The organism is Streptomyces yatensis, assembly GCF_018069625.1.
GTDB classification, from domain to species: Bacteria; Actinomycetota; Actinomycetes; order Streptomycetales; family Streptomycetaceae; genus Streptomyces; species Streptomyces yatensis.
In genome coordinates this window covers 9,111,553-9,134,041 of record NZ_CP072941.1, presented here as the reverse complement: position 1 = coordinate 9,134,041, position 22,489 = coordinate 9,111,553, and the positions used below count along the sequence as shown (strand labels likewise).

Sequence of the window (22,489 nt, the reverse complement as noted above, 5' to 3'; positions counted from 1 at the left end):
ACATCACCGGCCCACTTATTGCACACTATGCGCAATAACATAACGAGTGCAGGAAGGGGTCGGCGTGAGTTCTCCGATCGTGCTCGGCATCGAGTCGTCGTGCGACGAGACCGGCGCGGGACTCGTCCGCGGCGGGCGGCTGCTGGGCCATGCGCTGGCGTCGAGCATGGACGAGCACGCCCGCTACGGCGGCGTCGTCCCCGAGATCGCCGCCCGCGCGCATGTGCACGCGCTGCGGCCGGTCGTACAGCGGGCCCTCGACGAGGCAGGTCTGCGGCTGTCCGATATCGGCGCGGTCGCCGTCACCACCGGTCCGGGCCTGTCCGGCGCGCTCCAGGTGGGCCTGGCCGGGACGAAGGCCGTCGCCTACGCACTCGGCGTCCCGCTGTACGGCGTACACCACCTCGCCGGCCATGTCGCCGCCGACACCCTGGGACACGGCCCGCTGCCCGACCCCTGCATGGTGCTGATCGTCTCCGGCGGCCACACCTCGCTCCTCCTCGTACGCGATCTGGTCCGCGATCCGATCGTCCACCTCGGGGACACCCTGGACGACGCCGCGGGGGAATGCTTCGACAAGGTGGCGCGGGTCTTCGGGCTGCCGTATCCGGGCGGTCCGGCCATCGACCGGGCGGCGCGCGCGGGGGATCCGCGCGCTGTCCCCTTCCCGCGCCCACTTGCCGGATCGCCGGACCACCGGTACGACTTCTCCTTCTCCGGTCTGAAGACGGCCGCCGCCCGCTGGGCGGAGGGGCACGCGGGCCGCGAGCTGCCGGTGCCCGACGGCGCGGCCTCGCTCCAGGAGGCGGTGGCGGACGTACTGACCCGCAAGGCGGTCGAGGCGTGCACCGAGCACGGCGTGGACACACTCGTGGTGGTCGGCGGGGTCGCCGCCAACTCGCGCGTGAGGTCCCTCGCCGAGGAACGCTGCCGGACCGCCGGCATCACCCTGCGCGTGCCGCCGCTGCGGCTGTGCACGGACAACGGCGCGATGATCGCCGCCGTCGGCGACCTCCTCGTACGCGCCGGAGCCGAGCCCGCCCCGCTCGACATGTCGATCGACCCTTCGGCGCCACTGGAGTACGCGGCTCTGCACCCCGTCGCGACGACCACGGCCAGGACGGTGGCGGCGTGATGGACATCCGTGTCTTCAAGGGCACCGGCCTCCTCGACCACGCCGCCGCCCTGCACTCCGTCTACGTCGACGCCTTCTGCGCCCCGCCCTGGAACGAGGACGAGGAGAAGGCGGCGGAGTTCGTGGAACGGCTCCCGGTGAACGCGGGTCGCCCCGGCTTCACCGCGGCCCTCGCCTTCGCGGGCCCGGATGTCGTCGGCCTGGCCACCGCCTGGACCACTCTCGTCCCCTTCCCCACCGACCGCTGCTATCCCCAGGCCGCCGTCAGCCTCGGCCCCGACCGCACCGTGGAGTGGCTGTGCGGGGCCCGCGAGATAGACGAGCTGGCCGTCCGCGCCGATGCCCAGGGCACCGGCCTCGCCGCCGGGCTGCTGGAGGCGGTCACCGCGGACGCTCCCGACGGCCGCTCCTGGCTGCTCACCTCCGTCCAGTCGGGGCGGGCCATGTCCTTCTACCGCCGCCAGGGCTGGACCCAGGCCACCCATCCCGCCCCCGACGGCAAGGGCATCGTCGTCTTCCTCGGCCCCGGCCACCCCGCCCGGCATCTGGCCGTCCCGCCCCTGTAAGCATCCGGAGCCCCACCTTGCGCACCGCCGAGATCCGCCGCCGCTTCCTCGGCTTCTTCGCCGAGCGCGGTCACACCGTCGTGCCCAGCGCCCCGCTGGCGACGCCCGACCCGACGCTGCCGTTCGTCAACGCGGGCATGGTCCCCTTCAAGCCGTACCTGACCGGCGAGGCCTGAGACAGCGGCGCGCGGGTCCGCATCCGCTCGGGGGATGCGGGTCCGCATCCGCTCGGCCCGTCACGCCGGATACGCGGACCTCGGCCGCCGGAGGTGACGGGGTCGGCGCCCGCAACCCCCTTGGGCATGCCGTCGTACGGAGGGACGGCGTACCGGGGTGGCCGAGCGGACCGGCCACCCCGGTCTCTCCCTGGCCGCGGTCGCGGTGCCGGTCGCCGGTGTCGTGGGCCGATCGCCACCGGCATCGCCGTCGGCCGTGACCGTCGGCCCCAATACCGACGACCACTTATTGCATATGGCTTGCAATAGCTACATCATTGCAGCAGGCTGATGGTGTGCGGGGTCGACCCGACAGCCTTCGTCATGATCCGCGCCTGTCGGTCCGGGGCATGTCCTTCCGATGGCTGATCGTCTTCTCAATCCGGCACCCGCCGGACAGGCCGACCCCGCACACCGACTCGCCCTGATCAGCGATCCAGCGCCCGCCGGTCACACTCTCCGCGATCGACTTCAAGGCCAGCAGGGCCGATGGCGAACAATCCGTCGTCTTCCCGCTGAAGGTGGCCGGGCTGACCACCCCGTCCATCGGCGAGATACGGCTCGACGGCCAACCGCTCCCCCGCCGCATCGACCGGCGCACACCACCCAGCGCCGCGCCATCCAGTACGTGCACCAGAACAGCGCCGGCTCCTTCGAGGAACACCGTCCAGTGCAGGCACTGCGACCGCCCTGCTCTTCATCAGCCACGACCTGCCCGCGGTCCGCGCGCTCGCGGAGGAGGCCGCACTGTTCGAGGACGACCGCTGTGTGCGACGCGGGCCCGTCAACAAGGTCCTGTCCGCCGCGTGGTCCGGTACGCCGAGCTCCGGCGGCGACGGCGCGTGACCACGCAGCCCGGAACGCCTTCGGCGCCCCCTCATCGGCCAGGCCGAGCGAGGGCGAGGCCGCCCAAAAGCCTGTCCGGATCCGGTTGACCGCGCACGGCCGGGCTCGGAGTCGCCGGAAGCGCCTGAGTCCGCAACGCTGTTGTCGTAACCGCTTCCGTCCACCAAGAGTCTTACGGCGCGTCCACCGCCGAGTTCGGAGTTCCGCAGTGCTTTTCGACGTCACCCGCACCGGACTCGCCGACATCTTCGGCGACGACCGGCTCGCGACCCTGCCCGCCACCGCCTTCCCGCCCTCCACCGCAGACACCGAGGGCGCCCGCCTCCTGCAGACCGTCGGCGTCCCCACCGGGACGCTCCGGCTGCGTCAGCCCGACGAGGACTCCGGTCGGCTGCCCCTCGTCCAGGACGTCGTTGACGCCGAGGACTTCGAGGGCTTCGAGGACTTCGAGGGCGCCTCGGAGGGCGGCGCGGGCGAATGGCCCGTCATCGGCTGGCTGCTCAACGCCCACCTCGCCCTCGACCCTGGTTCCGGCAAGGTGCACGCCTTTGACGCCGACGAGGAGACCGTGCAGGAACTCCACACGGACGTCTCCTCCTTCGTCCAGGTCGCCCTCCGGTTCCAGTGCCTGCTCGAGGAGTTCACCTTCAGCGGCGACGACGCGGACGAGGAATCCGACTTCGAGCGCCTGGAGCGCGAGGTCACGCGTATCCGTCAGGAGACGAGCAGCGTTGACCCGCTCCCCTTCCAGGACGACGAGACGGTCTGGTCGGTGGTCGCCGGGGAGATCGCCGCGGGCCGGCGCTTCAAGGGCGACAGCCCGGGAGCCCGCTCGCTCTATGGGTGATCGCCAGCGGATGTCGCCCACGCACCGCGCGCGCCGACCGCTCCACCCGCAACATCTCCGCGCACGGCATCGGTTACGTTCTGGCCGACGTTCTGGCCGTTGCCTGCTCGACCCGGGCGAGAGCCAACCACGGCTTCGACACAGTCCACCACCCATCCTCCGTCTCCCCTTGCTTAACCTATCGAAATTCGATAGATTCCCATCGTGACTCGATGGAAGGATGGGGCATGGGACAGCTGGCAGTGCGTGCGCTTCGCGCCGTGCTCGCGGTGGTGCTCGCCGGCACCGTGAGCGTGCAGGCATTGATGATGTGGGTGCTGGTCAGTGGGAACGACCCGGAGGACGGGTCGCTCCCACTGACCCCGCTGCGCGTGATCACGATCCTGGGCATGATGTCGGCCCAGGTCGCCGTGGTCAGCGTCTGGCGGCTGGTGACGATGGTGCGGCGCGGCACCGTGTTCTCCCATGCCGCCTTCCGGTACGTGGACGCCGTGATCGGCGCGATCGTCGCGGCCGCCCTCCTGTGGTTCGCGGTCACGGCCATCAATGCGCCGGGCCAGCGGGACGACCCGGGCGTCACCGTCATCATGGGCGGGATCGGCGTGGCCATCCTGGGGGTCGCCCTCATCGTCCTCGTGCTGCGGATGCTGCTCGCCCAGGCCGTCGCGCGCGACGTCGAAGCGACACAGATGCAGGCCGAGCTGGACGAGGTGATCTGATGCCGATCGTCGTCGACATCGACGTCATGCTGGCCAGGCGGAAGATGTCCGTGGGCGACCTCGCGGACCGCGTCGGGATCACACCCGCCAACCTGGCGGTACTCAAGAACGGCCGGGCCAAGGCGGTACGCTTCGCAACGCTCGCCGCGCTCTGCGAGGTACTCAAGTGCCAGCCGGGCGACCTGCTGCGCTGGGAGCCCGAGGACGCCGCGAGCGAATGACCCGCCCACGGGCGGCCGCGACAACGCCGGGGCGTCGCTCTCGTCGCTGCCGCCGATGACCGCGAGGAAGATTTCCTCGAGAGTCGGCTGCTTCTCGACGTACTCGACCTTGGCGGGTGGGAAGAGCTGCTTGAGCTCGGCGAGCGTACCGTTCACGATGATCCGACCCTGATGAAGGATCGCGATCCGGTCCGCCAGTTGCTCGGCCTCGTCCAGATACTGCGTGGTGAGCAGCACGGTCGTTCCGTGGCCGGCGAGCTCCTTCGCCGCATCCCACACCTCGATGCGCGCCTCGGGGTCAAGACCGGCCGTCGGCTCGTCCAGGAATATCACCGGCGAATTCCCGATGAGGCTCATAGCGATGTCCAGCCGGCGGCGCATCCCACCTGAATACGTGGACACTCTCCGCGCGCCAGCTTCGCTCAGCGAAAAACGCCTGAGCAGGTCATCCGCGATGGCGCCGGGGTCCTTGACGCGGCGCAGCCTGGCGACGAGGCGGAGGTTCTCCCGACCGCTGAGGATCTCGTCGACGGCGGCGAACTGTCCGGTGAGACTGATGGACTCCCGCACGTCCGCCGGTTGCGTGGCAACGTCGAAGCCATTGACGTTCGCCACCCCCGCGTCGGCTTTCAGAAGCGTGGCGAGGATCCATACGGCCGTGGTCTTACCCGCTCCGTTGGAGCCGAGCAGGGCGAAGATGCTGCCCGGCGCCACGTCGAAGTCCACACTGCGCAGCACTTCGAGTTTCCCGTACGACTTTTTGAGACCTTGCACGCGAATCGCCGGTCCGGCGATCGATTGGACTGTCATGGTCATCTTCCTCCCTCATGGAGCTGTTCCAGGCGACTGCGCGGAAGCTCCTGCGGAAGAATGGAGGGTTGACCCAGCGTCAAGGTCAAGCCTGTTCCGACCATGACATCCAGATCACCGGTCGATCGGACACATCGCAGCAACGACGGACTGCTTGCCCCGAGCTCGGTAGGCCGCGAACCCGCCATACTCATAGCTGTCGGTGAACCACTCACGCGTCGGTTCCTGCGACTCACCGGCCAGAAAGCAGCGAACCCGCATGCTTCGCCCGGCGGCAACGCCGACGCCGGTGAAGACCCCCTGGAGACCGCACGCCGCGAAACGGCCGAGGAAACCGGACTCGAACTCGGCCGGGGCCAACCACGCCTGCTGCTGACGCACTACCGCCTGCCGGGTCCCCGCCGGCCACTGGGCAAGATCGGTTTCATCTTCGACGGCGGCCGACTCAGCCCCGAGCAGCTGCGCCGCATCCGGCTCGACCCGGCCGAACACGACCTGTGGGCCGGTCCCGGCGTCACCCCAGACCTGGTCACCGACCTCGTCGACCACTCCTACGGCCTCGCCCTGGAGACGGTTCCGCACCACCGCCGTCCCGGATGACGCAGTGACGCGATGGCTGCGCCGGCTTTCGCCGGGCTCAGCCGCACACCCCCTCAGTCGGCCAATTCCGCGAGCAGACGCAGAGCCTCATGCGACCGGCTGTCCGACTCCGCGGAATAGGCCACCAGTTGCTGGCCCGGCGCTGAAGGCACAAGAAGCCGTTCGAAATCGAGCGTGAGGATACCGACCAGCGGGTGAGCGATCGTAGCCCTGCCATTGGTGCGGCCCCGGACATCGTGCCTGGCCCACAGACGTCGGAAGCTCTCGCTGCGCAGGGACAATTCGCTTACCAGCGCCTCCAGGTCCGGATCGTCGACCTCCGTGCCGGCCAGCCCGCGCAGGCAGGCCACGAAGTCCTGACGCGGATCCGGTTCGACAGGGAAGTTGTCCGGGTCCAAAAACACGGTCCGGAGGAGGTTGGTCCCCGGTGTGTGCACGGGCGAGAGGGCCTGAGCCAGCGGATTCGCCGCCAGCACCAGGAACGTATGGGTCTGCACGAACGCCGGCGTCGTCGGCCAGGAGTCGATCAGCCGAGCCAAGACGGGAGAGACCCGATGACGGTGAGCACGCTCGCGCGAACGCGGGACATACGGGACAGAATGGGCGAGCGCGAACAAGTGCGTGGTTGCGGACTCGTCGAGCCGTAGAGCCTGAGCGAGCGCCCGGAGGATCTCCGCGGACGGCCGCCGGTCACGTCCCTGTTCCAGACCGAGGTAGTAATCCACGCTGATACCGGAGAGCGTCGCAACTTCCTCGCGACGCAGGCCGGGCACACGCCGACGTGCGCTCTCCGGAAGGCCGACATCCGCAGGACGCAGGAGCTCGCGACGAGCCCGCAGATACTCGCCCAGCAGATTCACGGTGCTGTCACCCATGAGGGCAAGGGTAAGCCGGAACGAGCCGCGGACCCTGGTGCCGACAGCACCAGGGTCACGGCTCACTTCCTCCGCTGCGACGCGGGACCTAGCGTCGGGTCCATGGCAGCAGAAACACTTGACGGCCTGACCGCCGTCGTCACCGGTGCCAGTTCCGGCGTCGGCGCGGCCGCGGCACGGCAGATGGCCGCGATGGGTGCGTCAGTCGTCGTCGTGGGCCGCGCGGTGACCAGAACCCGCGCCGTCGCCGACGAAGTCGGCGGCACCGCCCTTCCCGCGGACTTCGCGCGCTTCAGCGAAGTGCGCGAACTCGCTCAGCACCTGATCTCCCGCATACCGCGGATAGACATCCTGGTCAATAACGCCGGTATCGTTTCGCCTCAGCGGCAAACGACGCCAGATGGTCATGAATTGACCGTGCAGGTCAATTTCCTCTCTCCGTTCCTTTTGACATCGCTTCTCCGGGAGAAGCTCCTGCGGGCTCCCTCCGCCCTTGTCATCAACACCGGCTCCAATCTCTACCGGTTCGGCAAGCTCGACCCGGACGATCTGGACCAGAATCGGAGCCGTTACTCACAGATGCGCACGTACAACGCCTCGAAGCTGGCAAGTGTCGTACACGCCGCCGAGATCAACCGCAGGGCACCGGACACCATGACCGCTGTCGCGTTCCACCCCGGCACCGTCCGCTCCGGCCTCGACCGCAACTCCGCCCTGATCACGACAGCAAAGGCAAGCCTGATCGGTCGGCGCCTGACGCGGTCACCGGAGGAGGGCGCCGAGCCGATCATCAGGATCGCCACCACCGAACGCAGCAAACTGAGAAACGTCTTCTACAACCGGCTCGAGCCGGAGCCACTGCGTGCCCCCGCCGCGGACGCGGATCTGGCTGCGCGTCTGTGGCAGCGGGCCCACGAGCTTACGCACGCATCGACGTAACAGCCCCTACTGAGACGATGTCTCAACGACATTGGTTCGTCGTTCACGGCGTACTGCCTCGTGTGCGCTGCCGGTGTCCCCTGACGTCGCAGGCGTCCGATGTGGCCCGCCGCGCGCTGGGACTCGCCGAGCCAGATCCGCGGGACGTACCGCTGAACCGTCTCGACCACCGACCGCTGGTCGGGGGCGGTGAGGGGGATGCGGTAGCGCAGGCGGGGAAGGCCGGGGTGGAGCGGCTCCTCGTCGCGGACCAGACCCCACAGGGCGGGGTCGTGTGCGGCGACGACATGGTGCGTGAGCTTAGTGGGCCCCTGGGCGATGCGGGCAGTCAGCTGGGCTGGGTGTCCACGTCGCTCGCTACAGAACGTTCGTGGACGACCTACGGGTTCCCGGCGCCCTCGATGTTGAAGATCATCCTGCGCAGCACCTTGAGCGCGGCCACGTATTCCTCGTCGCTGATGCCGTCGTGGACCACAGCACGAAGTTCGGTTACCAGTTCGCGCAGCCGCATCCTGGCGGCTTCTCCGGCGTCGGTGACGTACAGACGATGTCCGGCGTCGGTCCGCAGCCAGCCGCGGTGGAGCAACTGGGCGACCACACGGGGAATCTCGTGTTGCCCGTCTGCGAGGGGCAACAGCTGGGCGGCTATCTCATCGCGGCTCGGCGCCGCGGGCCAGTACTTGACGCTATTGAGTACCCAGTACTGCGGCTGCGTGACGTCGATCCCAGCCATGGCGTCACACAGATGCCGGGTAACGACCGCGTGAACCTGACCACTCCAGTAGCCGATGGGCTGGCTGGCCAGCATGTCGTCGGTGGCAGCCGGATCGGCCGGCGCCTGGTCGGTGGTGGTACCAGTCAGGAAGTCCATGATCACGACGCTACATCCGCACACCCAACGCCGTTGCGGTGGCGCGGCGCATTTTCCCTGCTGACCGTGTTCGTGGCTTCGTTGGCGGTGGTTGTTGGGTGAGGTATGAGGAGGCGTGACTTCTGAGGGGGGTTCGCGGGGCGGTGGCCCGGTACCCGTTGCCGACCGGGCTGTCGGCGGCGGCCGGCCAGTCGGTGAGGATCCGCGTGCCGCACCGCTCGGCCTGGTCGATCATGGCGTGCACCGATCCGTCGCCGCCGTCTCGACGCGCACACGGGCCACGGTCGCGCCCTGGAGGGTGAGGCGCGTGTCTTCGGCGCCGGGAAGAATCGCGTCGAAACGCTCCAGCCGTCGGCCGTCGAGCGTGACGATGCCGTCAAGGACCACCAGAACGGTGGCGAACGCGGCCGAGACCGACAGCTGGGCGTCGCCCCGGAGAAGATCGAGGCTGCCGCGGATGCCGCTGCGCACCATGAGGTTGAGCGCCCGCGCCCTGCCGTGAACAGCGGTCGTGGCCACTTCGGAGGTCCCGGCGAACGCGACGATCTGGGTGTGACTCAGATCGTGGACGACACCGTCGATGGACAGCTGAAGAGGCACGGGGGCGGCCGACAGCAGATGGCGCTCCATCCCCGGAAAGGGTGAGAAGGGGCCGGTGTCCTCGATGTCCGCGAGGCTCAGCCGCCACGTGGCCGTCCCCGGGGAATCCGCGGCGGGCTCGCGGTGGATCTCACGGGTCCAGCCTCGTCCGTTGGCCCACCGCTGTGGTTCGAGCGTGTCCATCGGGATGATGTGTGCGGTGTCGGCCGAGGCGTTTCCCGGTTCTCCGGAGGGCTTCTTCGGTGACTGCATGTCGAGTTCGTCTCCATCCCGTCCGGCCTGGCCGATCGGCTTCAGTGGCGGGAGTGTCGGGGGTGCGGCTTCGGTCGGGGAAGTACGGGGGTGGTGCGGGTTGCTCGTCCTGCTCAGGGTCAGTATCCGGCGGTGCCCATGTGGGGGTAGGTCCAGTCCAGGTCGGGGTTCGGCCTGCTCATTTTCTTCGGCCGGCCGCGCGAAGGCGAAGAATGCCGCACACGCCCGCCCCGCGCACGTCCGCCCCGCGCACGTCCGCCCGGCCCGGGCGAAGAAGCTCGCGGGTGAGGACCGGCGCGGCCCGACCGCCCGCTTCCGCGGGGCACTTCGATATTCGATCGCGTGAGACGGAGGGGGCTGCCAGGCTGCCGCCATGCATCACGCGGAAGTACTCCTCATCGGAGGGCGGGCCGGGGTCGGCAAGACGACGGTGGGGTGGGAGGTTTCGGCGTTGCTCCGAGGTGCGGCGGTCCCCCACGCGGTCATCGACGGTGACTTCATGGGGCAGGTGCATCCGGCTCCGGAAGGAGATCCGCACCGTGCGGAGATCACGGAAAGCAATCTGACCGCGGTGTGGACGAACTACGCCCGCCGCGGCTACCGGCGTCTGATCTATACCAACACATTGAGCGTGGTGCCCGAGGCGGCCGGCATGTTCGAGCGGGCCATGGGCCGCGGGGTGCGGATCGTGCGGGTTCTTCTCACGGCCACCGACACGACCACGCGGGAGCGGCTGGAGCACCGGGAAATCGGCTCGGAATTGGAGACGGAATGGGAGAGCAGTACCCGTAAGGCGCGGTTGCTGGACCAGCGGGCCCCTGCGGACGCGGTACGGGTGGCGACGGACGGGCGGGCTGTCGCGGACATCGCGCGCGAGGTGGTGGCTGCCACCGGCTGGGCCGAGCAGCACTCCACGAGCAGGCCGTGATCAGACCGGTGGACCGGTCCGGCGGTGGCCGCTGGACGGATGCTCGACTGCGTCAAGGAAGGCGAGGGAGCCGAGGAAGTCAAGGGAGCCGAGGAAGTCGCGGAAGGCCCGGTCGGTGCGGGTGGTGTCACCGGTGGCGTCCAGGTCCATGAGGAGACCACGGATGACGGCGAGAACGAGCGTCGCGAGTTCCGGCCGACCGATGCTGCGCAGGCCGTCCTCGAGCGGCCCGAGCCAGTCGGTCGTCGCGGTGCGCCGGAAGTCGGGCCACAACTGCTGCTCCGCGCTCTCGCGCAGCTGACCGAACATCCGCAGGTAGGGCTGCCCGTCCGGGCCGGTGATGGAGATCCAGGCGCGGTTCAGGGTGGCGGTGTACGGCTCGTCGGGTCGCGCCCGCAGGAGGTCGCCGAAGGTGTCGAGCTGACGTTGCCGCGCGTGCCCGAGGACGGCCCGCAGCAGGGCGTCGCGGGTGCCGAAGTGATAGATCAGCATCCGGGCTGAGGTGCCGGTGGCGGTGGCCAGCGGCTCGAGCCGGTCGGGGAGGCCGTGCGTGAGGGCGTAATCAGCGCAGGCGTCGAGCAGCCTCTCCTTGATCTGCGGTTGCGGTCGTCTGCCCACGGTTCTACTTTTTCACGTAACAGCTACTACGTCTATATTCGGCAGGGGCGGTCGATGCCGACGTGGAGGTGGTGGCGATGAGAGTGGTCTTCGTGCACGGGGCGTGCGTGCGGGACGGGTCGTGGTGGTGGCACCGCACCGCCGAGCTGCTGGAGAAGCGGGACGTACCGAGCGTGGCACCCGCGCTGCCGAGCTGCGGCGAGGCGGGTCTGCCCGGCGGCGTCGACGGTCCCGGGCTGCCCGAGGATGTCGCCGCGGTGCGGCAGGTGCTGCGGGCCGGCGACGAGCCGACCGTCGTGGTCGCCCACAGCTACGGCGGCATCGTCACCGCGGAAGCCGCCGCGGGCGTCGGGTCGGTGCGCCACCTGCTACTGGTCTCCAGCTACCTGCCCGAGGTCGGGCAGAGCCTGTCGGACTTCGGGGACGGCAGCCCCGCCCCGTTCCTCGACGTCGACCCCGACGCCGGCACGTTCGGGGTCCGCCCCGGACTGCTCGTGGACACCTTCCTGCAGGACTGCGACCCCGAGGTCCAGGCGCGGGCGGCGGACCACCTCGCCCGGCAGAGCGTGCGGGTGACCGGGCAGCCGGTCGGGGCGGCCGCATGGCAGCAGGTGCCCTCGACGTACCTCGTCTGCGCCCAGGACCGGGGCACCCCGCCGAGGCTGCAGCGGGAGTTCGCCCGCCGGGCCGACAGCGTCGTCGAACTCGACGCCGGCCACCACCCGTTCCTGTCCCAGCCCGAATCGGTCCGGGACCTGCTGCTGAGCCTGTGACGGCAGCCGCGGACGGGCCGGGCCGGCGGTCCGAGGGCCAGGAGGCCGCCGTGAAGCCCGGGCACCGGCGGCACCGCCATCCGCACCGCACGGAGGTCCGGATGGCGCTGCTGAAAGGCGCCGGGATCCGCGGCACTCCGCACCACACCACGCACCACGCACCACTCGCTGCTCGGCCGAGTGCCCGAAGAGGCTGCCTGAATACGGTGCCCGTGGAAGGGGCTGTCAGGCCGCGCGCGTCAGCTCGATCCGGCCGAACAGGAGGGCATAGCCGGAGGGAAGCTGGGCGAGGATACGGTCCACCAGGCCGTCTCCCGCGAGTTGCGTGACGACCTTGAGGACGGAGCCGGTGTCCCAGCGAGCGGTGGCGGGAGTGCCGCCCACCCGGGTGGCGATGTCCTTGACGAAGCCCCAGCCGGTGAGGGGCTCGGGGGCGGGGATCTGTTCGGCGAGCACCCGGGCCGCCTCCACGGGCAGACGGGCGGCGAGGTCGACCCGCTCATCGCCGGTGAGCTGCCGGCCCAGGCCGGCGAGCACGGCACGGACGACCGTCTCGGCCCGTTCACGGGTGGGGTAGGCCCCTTCGTAGCGGACCTTCTCCAGCATCTGGTCGAACGTCATCTCCGCCGCGGTCGGGGCGTATTCGGACTGGACCGGCATGGCTGGGTCGATTGCCTTTCTCGTCATGCTTGCTCATCATGCTCGCTCGTCATGATGTGGTGTATGCAAGTGATCGCAGGGTGTACGGGAGTGATCGCGGAGATCGGACGGAGGCCGGAGGTCGGGAGGGGCGGCCGGAGGCCATGGAGGGCGGGGCAGAGGACGGGAAGGGAGTGCCCGGCCTTCCTGGCGTCCTCCGCCCGCGATGGTGAATCCCCCTGGACTCCTGGGCCCCTGGGTCAGCCCCGGATCTGCTTGCGCTCGGCGCCCTCGCCGATGGCGATCTTGCGGGGCTTGGCCCGCTCGGCGATCGGGATGCGCAGCGTCAGGACACCTGCTTCGTAGTCCGCCTCGATGCGCTCGGTGTCGAGGGTGTCGGCCAGCATCAGCTGGCGGGAGAAGACTCCGAGCGGCCGCTCGGACAGCTCCATCTGCACATCGTCGGCCTTGGTGATCGGCCGCCGCTCCGCCTTGACGGTGAGCATGTTCCGCTCGACATCGATATCGATCGCGTCGGTCGAGACGCCGGGGAGGTCGAGGGCGATCACATAGTCGTCACCCTCACGGTAGGCGTCCATCGGCATGGTGGACGGCCTGGACCAGGTGCCGGACGAGCCCATGAGCTGCTGGGTGAGCCGGTCGAGCTCGCGGAACGGGTCGGTGCGCATCAACATCGTGAAACACCTCCACTGTGATTGTGTCTTTGGGCGGTAACCGCCAATGCGCTGTAACCTGCGTCTGTTGTAGCATGTCATCGGAACGATGACAAATGATTGTGTCGTCGATCCGATGACGAAGGAGGGATACGCCATGGTCAACCCGGAGGAGTCTCACGAACCCGCCCCCCACCCCGCCCCCACGTCGTTCCCTGCCACCTCGGCGGCGCTGGAGGCCATCAACGAGGTCGTGCGCACCGCCACCGCCCCACCAGACCGAGGGCCGGAGGCACCCCGGACCAGCTCGGAGCAGGCCCTGGCCGCGCTGTTGCTGCTGCGGGAGGTCAGGGACCAGCTCGCCGGATGGGAGCCGTGGCTGATCGAGACGGCCCGCGAGGCGGGCGCCAGCTGGGCCGAGCTCGCCCATCCCCTGGGCGTGGCGAGCCGCCAGGCCGCCGAGCGTCGTTACCTGCGCGTACGACCCGGGTCCCCCGGTGCCACCGGCGAACAGCGAGTGCAGGCCACCCGTGACCGCCGCGCCGCGGACCGCACCGTCACCTCATGGGCCCGGGGCAACGCGGCCGATCTGCGGCGGCTCGCCGGGCAAGTCACCGCCCTCACCGATCTGCCCGCCGAGGCCCGCGACCACATCGCCCGACTGACGGACGCCCTCGCCCACGACGACGCCGCCCAGCTCGTCGCCCCGCTCGCCGAAGCCCATCAGCACCTGACGGAACGTCATATCGAGCTCGCGGACCGCGTCGACACCGTGGCCCGCCACGCCGACGAGCTGCGGCAAGCGAGCGGCGACCAGCGGCGCGGCACGGACTGACCCCGCCCCGAGCCGGCCGATGCGCCATCGGGACCCGCGGCGCAAACGCTCGGCTACGCGACCCCCAAGGGCGCGGCCGCGACGTTCCAGGAGGAACTCATCGCCGCCGGCCGGAATCCGCGTCGGCGTCGGCCGCCACCTGGCGCAGTGTGCGCCGCGTCCGTACGGACCTGGCCCGGGCCGGATCGGGGCTGCGGTGCCGGGAGCCATGCGTGTCGTCCTTCTTCACCAGGAGCCACGCTTCCCGCTCCGTGCCCTGACGGATGCGGGTGAGCGCGTAGCCGCCGTGGAGTTTGTGGCCGCGCAACTGGAACGAGGCGTGGCCGCGTTCGAGGGCTTCGGCGAACGGGATCTCCTTGCCCTTACGGTCCGCCGAGGTGCTGCGGTACGTCCCCTCGTCCCACAGGATCACGGTGCCCGCTCCGTACTCGCCTTCGGCGATGGTGCCCTCGAAATCAGCGTATTCGAGCGGATGGTCCTCCGTGGGCATGGCGAGCCTCTTGTCGTGCGGATCGCCGGAAGGCCCCTTGGGGACGGCCCACGATTTGAGGACGCCGTCCACCTCGAGCCGGAAGTCGAAGTGGGTTGTGGTGGCGTCATGGATCTGCACGACGAAGGAGGACTGAGCATCTCGGTGCTCGCCACGGCTCACGCCGCCCTTCGGCTCCGCCGACTTCGCGAAATCCCTCTTGCGGCGGTATTCCTCAAGATCATCGGTGGTCGGCATGGTTCCTCCCTTCCGGCGCGGGGTCCGCCGGGCAGGTACCCACCCGATTCCACGCTAAGCGGGTGCATGGGGGCGGGGGGCGAGCTCACTCACCGATCGCCGCACGGACCAGCTGAGCGTCGGCTCCACCAGGGCCGCTGACGGAGCCGGCGCTCAGTTACTCACGCCGCCGGCCGAGGACGCAGAACTCGTTGCCTTCGGGGTCCGCCATGACAACCCACGGCTGGTCGCCCTGCCCGATATCAACACGCCGTGCGCCATGAGCCTCCAGGCGAGCCACCTCGGCGTCCTGGTCATCGGGCACGAAGTCGAGATGCAGTCGGCTCTTGGCCTTCTTGGGCTCATCGAGCAGGACGAACTCCAACCCCGGCAGGCGATCCCGCTCCGGGCGGATGGCGAACTCCACATCGGAGGAGTGGACCACAACCCAGCCAAGAGCCTCGGCCCACCACTGCCCCAGAGCCGCCGGATCCGCGGAGTGAACGATGACGTGTCGCCATTCCAAGGTCATCGGCTGAGCGTAGACCTGACAGGGCTTCGACAACAGGCATGCGTGCGCCGGCGCTGCTCGGGCTCGGCGGATGAGCGCCGACTGGCACCGGCTAGCGCGTCACGCGGTAGCGGAGACAGACGACTTTCGAGCTGAACGTGTGGGTCTCCACGAGTTCGAGATCCACCCGGCGCTCGTGCTGGGGAAAGAACGGAGTGCCGCCGCCGACCAGCACCGGGTAGACCCTGGCCCGGTACTCGTCGATCAGACCCAACGCGGCCACCTCGGCGGCGAGAGCCGCGCCGCCGATCGCGATGTTCCCCTCCCCCGGCTCGGCCCGCAATCGCTCGATCTCCTCCGCCGGGCCGCCGGTGGCCAGGCGGGCATTGCCCTGCACCGCCGACAGCGTGGTGGAGAACACCACCTTGGGGAGCGGCTTCCAGAGTGCGGCCCATTCGAGCATGGAGTCGTCGAGCGATGGATCCTGATCGGCGGTCTCCCAGTACAGCATCGTCTCGTACAGCCGTCGTCCCAGCAGGTGGGCGCCGACCTCTCGAATCTCGTCGGTGACGAAGCGAAAGACCTCCTCGTCGGGCGCCGTCCAGTTGAAGCCGCCGTCCGGCCCGACGATGTAGCCGTCAAGTGAGACGCCCATCGAATAGGTCACCCTGCGCATCGGAAGTCCTCCTCGGTAGGGGGTTCGACAGATACGACCGCCGGACGCCGCAGAACTCATCGCGGCTCGCGGAATCCTGCCGTTCCGGCGGGCCTCGCGGGGTGTGTTCACCGCGAAAGCGGTGGGGAGACCCGGAGCCAGACGTGGCCAGCCGATCGGTCGCGCAGCACCCCTCCGGTGCGGCCGGCCGATGGTCAACCCTTGGATTCCCCCGGCGTTCGCTTGCTCAGGAACTGCTTCGCGGCCTCGATCGCTTCATTCTCGAGTTCCTCGACGGAGACGCCCCAGGACTCTTCCCAGCCGACCAGGTTGTGCCCGCAGTTGACCAGCGGCTCCAGGTCTTCGGGAAAGCCGAGGTCATACGCGATGTCCGTCCAGATGAGATGCGTTCCGGCGGGAGGATCGAGGGATCCGTCGGCGATCTGTTCAGCGATCCAGTAGGCCATGGCCCACTTCGCCTCCCGTGGGTCATCCGGCGGGTGGAAACCCAGTCCCAGTTCCTCCAGTACTCGGTCGAAGAGCTCAGGCGCCTCGGGCTCTTCGCTCCGCAGCAGACCGGCCAGCATGGCGAGCGAGGGACTGTCGACACCGGCGATCAGCGCGTCCAGACCCGCCTGGATCAGTCGATCCGACCCGATGCGTTGACCGAATGCCCTCTCCCTCGCCATATGGCGGAGTTGCTTGAGGGCGTCATCCTGGTTCATCTCGGGCTTCTTCGTCGGCATCTGGAGCAAGGGCACTCTCGCACGGCCGCCGACATGTCGCCATCGAGTTTCCCTCCGCCTGGCGGGTGATCAGGACATGAGGACGCTACGCGTATTCGCGGCAACGCTGCCATCGAGGAGCCGACCGAGTTCGGTTACCCACACGCGCCTGAGTAGCCATGCTCAGGTGGTCGCGCCGTCTCCCGCCTAGTTTTCCGAGCATGATGCCGCCGACGCAGCCCCGTGATCTTCTTGAGGATGAAGCGCCGCTACCGCACTCCACCGGCAATACCTCGCTGGTCCTGGGCCTCGTGGCCGTCATGATGCTCGGCTGCCCGTGGTTGCCTGATCCTGTACCCGGATGGATGCGGTACTTGCCGCTCTACCTCGTTCTGCCCACGGGCATCTGGGCGGCTCTGGAGGGTGCGGTCACCCTACGGAGCATGCGCGGCCAGGCGGACGCCGACCGTCGCCGGGCACGGGCCGGCATCCTGCTCGGCACCATCGCCATCATCGTGCCCCTGGCAGTCCTCGCCTGGGCCTGCTGGCAACTGCGTGACATCTGATCCTGGGGCGATGGCTTTTCGTGCCGCGTCGGGTGCCGCAGCGGCGCGTGCCGGGCACGGGGTCATCGGCTGATCGGGGTGGCACCGGTCGCGGTGAGGGACAGGTCCCACAGCCGGGCGGCCGCGTCGGAGTCGATGGCGTATGTGCGGACGCCGCCGTCATCCATGGGCGCGTCAGGGGCGGAGACACGTGCGACGTCGCAGTCTTCCAGGTAGAGGCCGCCGCGGTCGTCGAGGAGTGGGGACGTGGCTGCCCACAGGCCGGTGGCGGCGCCCTGGGAGGGCGTCTTGAAGTCGGCACCGATCACCTTGCCGTGCTCGTCCACCCAACCGCGATCGACCTGCTCCCGGAGCGTCATCTCCCGTTGCAGGCCGGTGACGATCTTGCCCGGGTGGAGTGCGAGCGCCCGGATGCCGTCGTTGCGTCCGAGAGCGTCGAGCCGCACGGCGAACAGAGCGTTGGCGGTTTTGGCCTGGCCGTAGGCCAGCCACTTGTCGTAGCCGGTGCGAAAGTGCGGGTCGTGCCAGCGGACGTCGGTCAGGGCATGTCCGGCGGAGCTGTTGACGACGACGCGCGCACCGCCCGCGGCGGCCAGGAGCGGATAGAGCTCGCAGGCGAGAGTGAAGTGTCCGAAGTGGTTGGCGGTGAACTGGCCCTCCCAGCCCGGGCCGACGCGCCGCTCCGGGGTGGCCATGACGCCGGCGACGGCCATGAACAGGTCGAGCCGGGCGAGGGAGTCGCTGATCCGTGCGGCGGCGGCGCGCACACTGCCGAGGTCTGTCAGATCCATGGGGATGACCTCGCAACCCGCCACCTCCGCGAGCGCGGCGCGGGCGATGTCGGGTCGGCGTGCCGGAACGATGACCCGGGCCCCGGCCGCCGACAGCGCCCGGGTGGTCTCCAGGCCGAGCCCGGAGTAACCCCCGGTCACGACGGCGCTCGTGCCGGAGAGGTCGAGGCCGGTCATGACCTCCTCGGCGGTGCTGACGGCGGAGAAGGGCGAGCCGAGCGGCTGCTGATCAGTGCTGGTCATGTCGACGACGCTACGATCTAGAGCGAGGTCTAGATCAAATCCTGGAGTGGGGCACATGGCGACTGGCGAGACCACCGCGGAGTCACTGAGCATCGGTGTGGTGGCCGAGCGGACCGGACTCAGCGTGCACGCCCTGCGCTTTTACGAGCGCGAGGGCCTGCTGGTCGGACCGGTCGAGCGCACCTCCGGCGGTCGGCGGCGGTACACCGCGTTCGACGTCGACTGGTTGCTGATCTGCGTCAAGCTGCGCGCATCCGGCATGCCGCTCGCCGACCTCAAGCGGTTCGCCGAACTGGTGCGGCACGGTCCGGGCAACGAGGCGGAACGGCTGCGGCTCCTCGACGCCCACCGGCAGCGGGTCGACGCACAGATCCAGGCGCTGGAGGAGTGCCGTTCCGTCATCGCCTGGAAGGTCGGCGTCTACGCCGAACACCTCGCCCGCGGCGAGGCCGGCGGACTCTGGGACCCGACGGCCTGAGGGGCAAGCACAGAACCGCGAGGGCCGGACGCAGTGCGTCGTGGGTGGCGGTCATGACCGGCGAGAGTGACCTGCGGAAGCCACGGCCATTCGTCGACGGCCGGCCGCGACAGCTGGAGCCCGTCCCACCCCGCTGCGGGCGTTCGGTGTCCGATTCGCAGGGTGGCGTGGGGGCGCGCAGCATGGAAGTGGCCGGCTGCCTTCATTGCGCGAGGTGACAGGCCATGACCGGTTGAGCCCGCTGGAAGCACGGGTCGCGGCCCGGGCCGAGGCCGTCCGGACGGTCACCTAGGGGCGTGGCGAGACGTCGAGGACCGCCCGCCGGGGACGCTCCCGGCACGGTGTGCCGGTCGGAGGAGCCAGTGTGCCGGTCGGAGGAGCCATAGGAGGTCGGCGATGGCGTCGCACGCACACGGAGACGAACCGATCGTGGTCGGCCTCGACCCCGAGCCGGGCAGACGCGCGGCACTCGGCTGGGCCGCCGACGAGGCGGACCGGCGCCGCCTGCCGCTGCTGCTGGTCCTCGCGCAGAACGTGCCGACCCCCGGGTACCGGCCGACGGGCGGGCGGCCGTCCTGGGAGGAGTGGAACGAGTCGCTGCACACGACGGGAGACCGCATGCTGAAGGAGGCGGTGGCCTTCGTCGAGTCCCGGCATCCGCAGGTGCGGGTATCGGGGCTGCTGGCCGAGGGGCATCCGGCGTGGGTGCTGCGTGAGCAGGCGCGGAACGCCACGGTGGTGGTGGTCGGGTCCTGGCGTCTGAGCGCGCTTCAGGAGCTCTTCACCTCCGCCGCCGTCGCCCTGCCGCTCATCGCCCACGCGCCCTGCCCCGTGGTGGTCGTGCCGGAGCCGGAGCAGGTGCCCGAGACGGAGCGGGCGCCCGAGGCCCAACACGTCCCCGCGCCGGAACACGCCCCCGAGGCGGAGCACGCCCCCGAGCGGCAGCCGCATTTCGTGGTCGGGGTCGACGGCAGCCGTCATTCCGCGGCCGCCGTCGACTTCGCCTTCGACGAGGCCGCCTTGCACGGCTCGGCCCTGCGCGCCCTCTGCGTGTGGCAGCCCCCGCGGCTCGGAACCCCCGACGAGGAGGCCGCCGTCCAGGAGTGCCGTCGGCTGCTGTCGGAGACGGTCGCCGGGCGTACCGCCGACCATCCGGAGGTGGAACTGCGCCAGGACGTCGTGGCGGGCCACCCGGTGCAGGTCCTGACCGAGGCGTCCGAAGACGCTCTCGGCCTGGTCGTGGGCACCCGCGGACACGGCGGGTTCACCGGCCTGCTGCTGGGCTCCGTCAGCCAGGGGGTGACGCAGCACGCACGCTGTCCGGTCATCACCGTCCCGAGCGCCTGACCACGGCCGCGGCCCCAAGGGCCCGTCCGGTTCGGTGTTCCTCAGGCCCTGGTGTGGTGGGGGGCGATCTCCCTCAGCAGCTCCATCACCGCCCGGGCGCGGGCGGTCTGGGTCATGCCCTTCACCGAGGCGATCTGGACTTCGAGCGGGGGGCTTCCGTCCCGCAGCTCCAGTTCCGCGATCTCGCCGCCGCCGTAGGTCTGGCCGGTGGCCGGCCGCTGGTTCAGGACGGAGTATCCGAGCCCCCGGGCCACCAGGGAACGTACGGTTTCATAGCTCCGGGTGCGGTAGCGGACATCGGGCGCGGTGCCGGTGGCGGCGACCAGCGAACGGAAGTAGTCGCGGCTGTGGGGCAGGTCGAGCAGGACGAGGGGTTCCGCCGACAGTTCGGCCAGTTCCACGGAGCCCTGCCGGGCCAGCGGGTGATCGGCCGCGACGATGACATAGGCCGGGGCCCGCGCGATCGTCTCGCTGCGCAGGTCCGTCTCGGCCGTCAGACCGAGGTCGTAGGTGAGGGCGAAGTCGATGCGCCCCGCGCCCAGGGCCTGGACGAGCTGGTCCGTCTCCCCCTCCACCACATCGATCTCGATGCCCGGGTAGCGGTCGGTGCATTCGCTGAACAGGGGCGGCAGATAGTACGGGGCCAGGGTCACGAAACAGCCGACGGCCACCGGTCCGGAGATCGTCTCGCCGTCTCCCCGGGCCTCCCGCTCGATCTCGCGCGCGCGGGCCAGCAGCTCCCGCGCGTGCTGCTGCAGCCGCTCCCCCGCGGGCGTCAGGGTCAGTCCCCGGCCCCTGCGGCGGATGAACAGCTGCACCCGCAGGTCGCGCTCCAGGTTGTGGATGGCCGCGGACACGGCGGACTGCGCGATGTGGAGCGCCCCCGACGCCTCCGTCATCGAACCGCGCTCGGCGGCGACGAGGAAGTAGCGGAGCTGGAGGAGGGTGAAACCCACCGGTGACGTCATGCGTGACCCTCGCGCCTGGTGATCGGTGTCCGTGCCGATGCCGACCCTATGCGGCGCCCGGACCCTATGCGGGCGGTGCAGGGTGGCGCTCCTCGGGCGCGTCGGAGACGTCCTCGGGGCGCAGCAGGGCGGAGCCGGCGGTCTCCTTGAGGGACAGGGCGGCGATGAGGCCGCCGACGGCGAACACCATCAGATAGGGGCCGGGCAGCAGGGTGCTGCCGGTCGCGGAGATGAGCACGGTCATCAGGTACGGCACCGTGCCCGCGAACAGGGCGGCGGTGAGGTTGTAGGCGATGGACAGGCCGCTCTGGCGAGTGCGGGTGGGGAAGATCTCCGCCGACCACACCGCGTAGGTGCCGAGGATCGCGGCGAGGATCGCGCCGAGCAGCAGACCGGCGACCCAGGTTCCGGCGAGCCCGGTGCGCATGAGGAGGAAGGCGGGGGTGGACAGGACCAGGAGGGCCGCGGTGGCCCCGACGAAGACCGGTTTGCGGCCCACGCGGTCGGACAGCAGCCCGAACACGGGGACCAGCACCAGCCCCAGCAGTGAGATCACGGTGGACAGCAGGGCCGCGCTGCCGGCCGAGTGGCCCAGGTGGTCGGTCTCGTAGGTGACCAGGTACGTCAGCACCATGTAGAAGGGCACGTGCATGGCGGCCATCAGGCCCGCGGCCTGGAGCAGGTGCCGCTTGTGGCGGCGGAGCAACTCCCGTACGGGGGTGCGCGGCACGGTGTCGTTGGCTTCGAGCGTCCGGTATTCGGGGGTGTCCTCGATCTTGTTGCGGATGATGAAGCCGATGACGCCGAGCGGCGCGGAGACGAGGAAGGGGATGCGCCAGCCCCAGGCGGTCAGCTGGTCCTCGTCGAGCCCCGTCGACAGCAGCAGATAGACGAACGAACCGGCGAGGAAGCCCAGCAGGGAGCCGACCTCCAGCCAGCTCACCCCGAATCCGCGGCGGCGCCGGGGGGCGCTCTCGGCCAGGAAGCTCGCCGCGCTGCCGAACTCGCCGCCCGCCGCGAATCCCTGGATCAGGCGCAGGATCACCAGGAGCACCGGGGCGGCGACCCCGATCGCCGCGTAGCCGGGCAGCAGGCCGATCGTCAGGGTCGCGCCGGACATCATGAAGATGACCAGCGACAGCGTGCGCTTGCGGCCGATCCGGTCACCGAGCGGTCCGAACACCAGGGCGCCGATCGGCCGGATGCCGAAGGACACGGCGAACACGCCGAATACGGCGAGCAGTCCGGTGGTGCTGTTCTCGTCCGGGAAGAACACGGTCGCGACGGTGCCGGCGAGATAGGCGTAGGCGGCCCAGTCGAACCAGTGCACGAACACGCCGACGGCTCCCGCGGCAACGCTTCTGCGCAGTGCGACGACGTCGGTGGCCACCTCGACCTCGGCCGTGGTGACGTCGGTGTGAGTGGTGGGCATGCGCGCCTCCTTGGGGATGGGTGGAACAAGCCGGAGCTGTGCGGGGGCCGCCTCGGTCAGGAGGCCGCACTGGGTGCCGCCTCGGTCGGGAGGCCGCACTGGGT

The 22,489-nt window shown here is 69.9% G+C and carries 28 protein-coding genes and 2 pseudogenes; 15 read left to right on the top strand and 15 right to left on the bottom strand.

The window, feature by feature from the left end; all coding sequences use genetic code 11:
* Positions 1-64: 64 nt before the first annotated feature.
* The 3 genes and pseudogenes from tsaD to J8403_RS38320 all read left to right on the top strand — a co-directional run.
* The gene (gene tsaD, locus J8403_RS38330) at positions 65-1,135 is read left to right on the top strand and encodes a tRNA (adenosine(37)-N6)-threonylcarbamoyltransferase complex transferase subunit TsaD (protein WP_211127194.1); all 1,071 of its coding nucleotides are present in this window, start codon (positions 65-67) and stop codon (positions 1,133-1,135) included.
* Positions 1,135-1,701 (top strand): GNAT family N-acetyltransferase, encoded by a 567-nt coding sequence (locus J8403_RS38325; protein WP_211127193.1) that lies wholly within the window; start codon positions 1,135-1,137, stop codon positions 1,699-1,701. The genes tsaD and J8403_RS38325 overlap by 1 nt, the downstream gene beginning before the upstream one ends.
* A 17-nt stretch (positions 1,702-1,718) precedes the next feature.
* A pseudogene (locus J8403_RS38320) lies at positions 1,719-1,871 on the top strand (alanine--tRNA ligase-related protein); the annotation flags it as partial.
* A gap of 367 nt (positions 1,872-2,238) precedes the next feature.
* On the opposite strand, the gene J8403_RS38315 reads toward J8403_RS38320, so the two are convergent.
* Complete coding sequence (locus tag J8403_RS38315; RefSeq protein ID WP_211127192.1) at positions 2,239-2,580, bottom strand: hypothetical protein; 342 nt, start codon at positions 2,578-2,580, stop codon at positions 2,239-2,241.
* Between the two features lie 390 nt (positions 2,581-2,970).
* Here J8403_RS38315 and J8403_RS38310 point away from each other — a divergent pair, with 390 nt between their 5' ends.
* The 4 genes from J8403_RS38310 (at position 2,971) to J8403_RS44870 (ending at position 4,939) form a co-directional block, all read left to right on the top strand.
* Complete coding sequence (locus J8403_RS38310; protein ID WP_211127191.1) at positions 2,971-3,609, top strand: SUKH-4 family immunity protein; 639 nt, start codon at positions 2,971-2,973, stop codon at positions 3,607-3,609.
* Between the two features lie 227 nt (positions 3,610-3,836).
* Positions 3,837-4,328 (top strand): DUF2975 domain-containing protein, encoded by a 492-nt coding sequence (locus J8403_RS38305; RefSeq protein WP_211127190.1) that lies wholly within the window; start codon positions 3,837-3,839, stop codon positions 4,326-4,328.
* Positions 4,328-4,549 (top strand): helix-turn-helix domain-containing protein, encoded by a 222-nt coding sequence (locus J8403_RS38300; protein WP_211127189.1) that lies wholly within the window; start codon positions 4,328-4,330, stop codon positions 4,547-4,549. The genes J8403_RS38305 and J8403_RS38300 overlap by 1 nt, the downstream gene beginning before the upstream one ends.
* A gap of 171 nt (positions 4,550-4,720) precedes the next feature.
* The gene (locus tag J8403_RS44870) at positions 4,721-4,939 is read left to right on the top strand and encodes a hypothetical protein (protein ID WP_425519860.1); all 219 of its coding nucleotides are present in this window, start codon (positions 4,721-4,723) and stop codon (positions 4,937-4,939) included.
* Here the strand turns inward: J8403_RS44870 and J8403_RS44865 are convergent.
* Positions 4,868-5,359 (bottom strand): annotated as a pseudogene (locus tag J8403_RS44865) (ABC transporter ATP-binding protein); the annotation flags it as partial. The gene J8403_RS44870 and the pseudogene J8403_RS44865 sit on opposite strands and share 72 nt — an antisense overlap.
* Positions 5,360-5,461: 102 nt before the next feature.
* On the opposite strand from J8403_RS44865, the gene J8403_RS38290 reads away from it, so the two are divergent.
* The gene (locus tag J8403_RS38290) at positions 5,462-5,959 is read left to right on the top strand and encodes an NUDIX domain-containing protein (RefSeq protein WP_211127188.1); all 498 of its coding nucleotides are present in this window, start codon (positions 5,462-5,464) and stop codon (positions 5,957-5,959) included.
* 53 nt (positions 5,960-6,012) lie between these two features.
* On the opposite strand, the gene J8403_RS38285 is transcribed toward J8403_RS38290, so the two are convergent.
* Positions 6,013-6,834, bottom strand: a complete 822-nt coding sequence (locus J8403_RS38285) for a helix-turn-helix domain-containing protein (protein ID WP_211127187.1) — start codon at positions 6,832-6,834, stop codon at positions 6,013-6,015.
* Positions 6,835-6,936: 102 nt separating this feature from the next.
* Between J8403_RS38285 and J8403_RS38280 the strand changes: the two genes are divergently transcribed.
* Positions 6,937-7,773, top strand: a complete 837-nt coding sequence (locus tag J8403_RS38280) for an SDR family NAD(P)-dependent oxidoreductase (RefSeq protein ID WP_211127186.1) — start codon at positions 6,937-6,939, stop codon at positions 7,771-7,773.
* 379 nt (positions 7,774-8,152) lie between these two features.
* Here the strand turns inward: J8403_RS38280 and J8403_RS38275 are convergent, their stop codons facing one another.
* Both J8403_RS38275 and J8403_RS38270 read right to left on the bottom strand, forming a co-directional pair.
* Positions 8,153-8,644, bottom strand: coding sequence for a MarR family winged helix-turn-helix transcriptional regulator (locus J8403_RS38275; RefSeq protein WP_211127185.1), 492 nt, complete (start codon positions 8,642-8,644; stop codon positions 8,153-8,155).
* Positions 8,645-8,875: 231 nt separating this feature from the next.
* On the bottom strand, positions 8,876-9,496 hold the full coding sequence (locus J8403_RS38270) for a HutD/Ves family protein (RefSeq protein ID WP_211127184.1): 621 nt from the start codon (positions 9,494-9,496) through the stop codon (positions 8,876-8,878).
* A 373-nt stretch (positions 9,497-9,869) separates the two neighbouring features.
* Between J8403_RS38270 and J8403_RS38265 the strand changes: the two genes are divergently transcribed.
* Positions 9,870-10,424 carry an AAA family ATPase gene (locus tag J8403_RS38265; protein ID WP_211127183.1) on the top strand — a complete coding sequence of 185 codons (555 nt, stop codon included), beginning with the start codon at positions 9,870-9,872 and terminating at the stop codon, positions 10,422-10,424.
* Here the strand turns inward: J8403_RS38265 and J8403_RS38260 are convergent, their stop codons facing one another.
* Positions 10,425-11,042 (bottom strand): TetR/AcrR family transcriptional regulator, encoded by a 618-nt coding sequence (locus tag J8403_RS38260; protein WP_211127182.1) that lies wholly within the window; start codon positions 11,040-11,042, stop codon positions 10,425-10,427.
* Between the two features lie 77 nt (positions 11,043-11,119).
* On the opposite strand from J8403_RS38260, the gene J8403_RS38255 reads away from it, so the two are divergent.
* Entirely contained in the window at positions 11,120-11,815 is a 696-nt protein-coding gene (locus J8403_RS38255) for an alpha/beta fold hydrolase (protein WP_211127181.1), read from the top strand.
* A 225-nt stretch (positions 11,816-12,040) separates the two neighbouring features.
* On the opposite strand, the gene J8403_RS38250 is transcribed toward J8403_RS38255, so the two are convergent.
* Positions 12,041-12,475, bottom strand: a complete 435-nt coding sequence (locus J8403_RS38250; protein ID WP_211128642.1) for a DUF2267 domain-containing protein — start codon at positions 12,473-12,475, stop codon at positions 12,041-12,043.
* A gap of 239 nt (positions 12,476-12,714) precedes the next feature.
* Entirely contained in the window at positions 12,715-13,149 is a 435-nt protein-coding gene (locus J8403_RS38245; protein ID WP_211127180.1) for an Hsp20/alpha crystallin family protein, read from the bottom strand.
* Positions 13,150-13,285: 136 nt separating this feature from the next.
* Here J8403_RS38245 and J8403_RS38240 point away from each other — a divergent pair, with 136 nt between their 5' ends.
* Entirely contained in the window at positions 13,286-13,963 is a 678-nt protein-coding gene (locus tag J8403_RS38240) for a type III effector protein (RefSeq protein ID WP_211128641.1), read from the top strand.
* Positions 13,964-14,060: 97 nt separating this feature from the next.
* On the opposite strand, the gene J8403_RS38235 is transcribed toward J8403_RS38240, so the two are convergent.
* The 4 genes from J8403_RS38235 to J8403_RS38220 all read right to left on the bottom strand — a co-directional run bounded on the left by J8403_RS38235 (position 14,061) and on the right by J8403_RS38220 (position 16,581).
* On the bottom strand, positions 14,061-14,690 hold the full coding sequence (locus J8403_RS38235; protein WP_211127179.1) for a DNA polymerase ligase N-terminal domain-containing protein: 630 nt from the start codon (positions 14,688-14,690) through the stop codon (positions 14,061-14,063).
* Between the two features lie 157 nt (positions 14,691-14,847).
* Complete coding sequence (locus J8403_RS38230; protein ID WP_211127178.1) at positions 14,848-15,201, bottom strand: VOC family protein; 354 nt, start codon at positions 15,199-15,201, stop codon at positions 14,848-14,850.
* Positions 15,202-15,292: 91 nt separating this feature from the next.
* The gene (locus J8403_RS38225; RefSeq protein WP_211127177.1) at positions 15,293-15,856 is read right to left on the bottom strand and encodes a dihydrofolate reductase family protein; all 564 of its coding nucleotides are present in this window, start codon (positions 15,854-15,856) and stop codon (positions 15,293-15,295) included.
* A gap of 194 nt (positions 15,857-16,050) precedes the next feature.
* Positions 16,051-16,581, bottom strand: coding sequence for a hypothetical protein (locus J8403_RS38220; RefSeq protein WP_246586187.1), 531 nt, complete (start codon positions 16,579-16,581; stop codon positions 16,051-16,053).
* A 200-nt stretch (positions 16,582-16,781) separates the two neighbouring features.
* Here J8403_RS38220 and J8403_RS38215 point away from each other — a divergent pair, with 200 nt between their 5' ends.
* Positions 16,782-17,126, top strand: a complete 345-nt coding sequence (locus J8403_RS38215; protein ID WP_246586186.1) for a hypothetical protein — start codon at positions 16,782-16,784, stop codon at positions 17,124-17,126.
* 62 nt (positions 17,127-17,188) lie between these two features.
* Here the strand turns inward: J8403_RS38215 and J8403_RS38210 are convergent, their stop codons facing one another.
* The gene (locus J8403_RS38210; RefSeq protein WP_211127176.1) at positions 17,189-18,160 is read right to left on the bottom strand and encodes an SDR family NAD(P)-dependent oxidoreductase; all 972 of its coding nucleotides are present in this window, start codon (positions 18,158-18,160) and stop codon (positions 17,189-17,191) included.
* A 55-nt stretch (positions 18,161-18,215) separates the two neighbouring features.
* Here J8403_RS38210 and J8403_RS38205 point away from each other — a divergent pair, with 55 nt between their 5' ends.
* The gene (locus tag J8403_RS38205) at positions 18,216-18,638 is read left to right on the top strand and encodes a MerR family transcriptional regulator (protein WP_211127175.1); all 423 of its coding nucleotides are present in this window, start codon (positions 18,216-18,218) and stop codon (positions 18,636-18,638) included.
* A gap of 396 nt (positions 18,639-19,034) precedes the next feature.
* Positions 19,035-19,985 (top strand): universal stress protein, encoded by a 951-nt coding sequence (locus J8403_RS38200; RefSeq protein WP_211127174.1) that lies wholly within the window; start codon positions 19,035-19,037, stop codon positions 19,983-19,985.
* A 41-nt stretch (positions 19,986-20,026) separates the two neighbouring features.
* On the opposite strand, the gene J8403_RS38195 is transcribed toward J8403_RS38200, so the two are convergent.
* Both J8403_RS38195 and J8403_RS38190 read right to left on the bottom strand, forming a co-directional pair.
* Positions 20,027-20,953: a LysR family transcriptional regulator gene (locus J8403_RS38195; RefSeq protein WP_211127173.1), complete on the bottom strand. Its 927-nt coding sequence runs from the start codon at positions 20,951-20,953 to the stop codon at positions 20,027-20,029.
* A 64-nt stretch (positions 20,954-21,017) separates the two neighbouring features.
* Entirely contained in the window at positions 21,018-22,385 is a 1,368-nt protein-coding gene (locus tag J8403_RS38190; protein WP_211127172.1) for an MFS transporter, read from the bottom strand.
* Positions 22,386-22,489 lie beyond the last annotated feature (104 nt).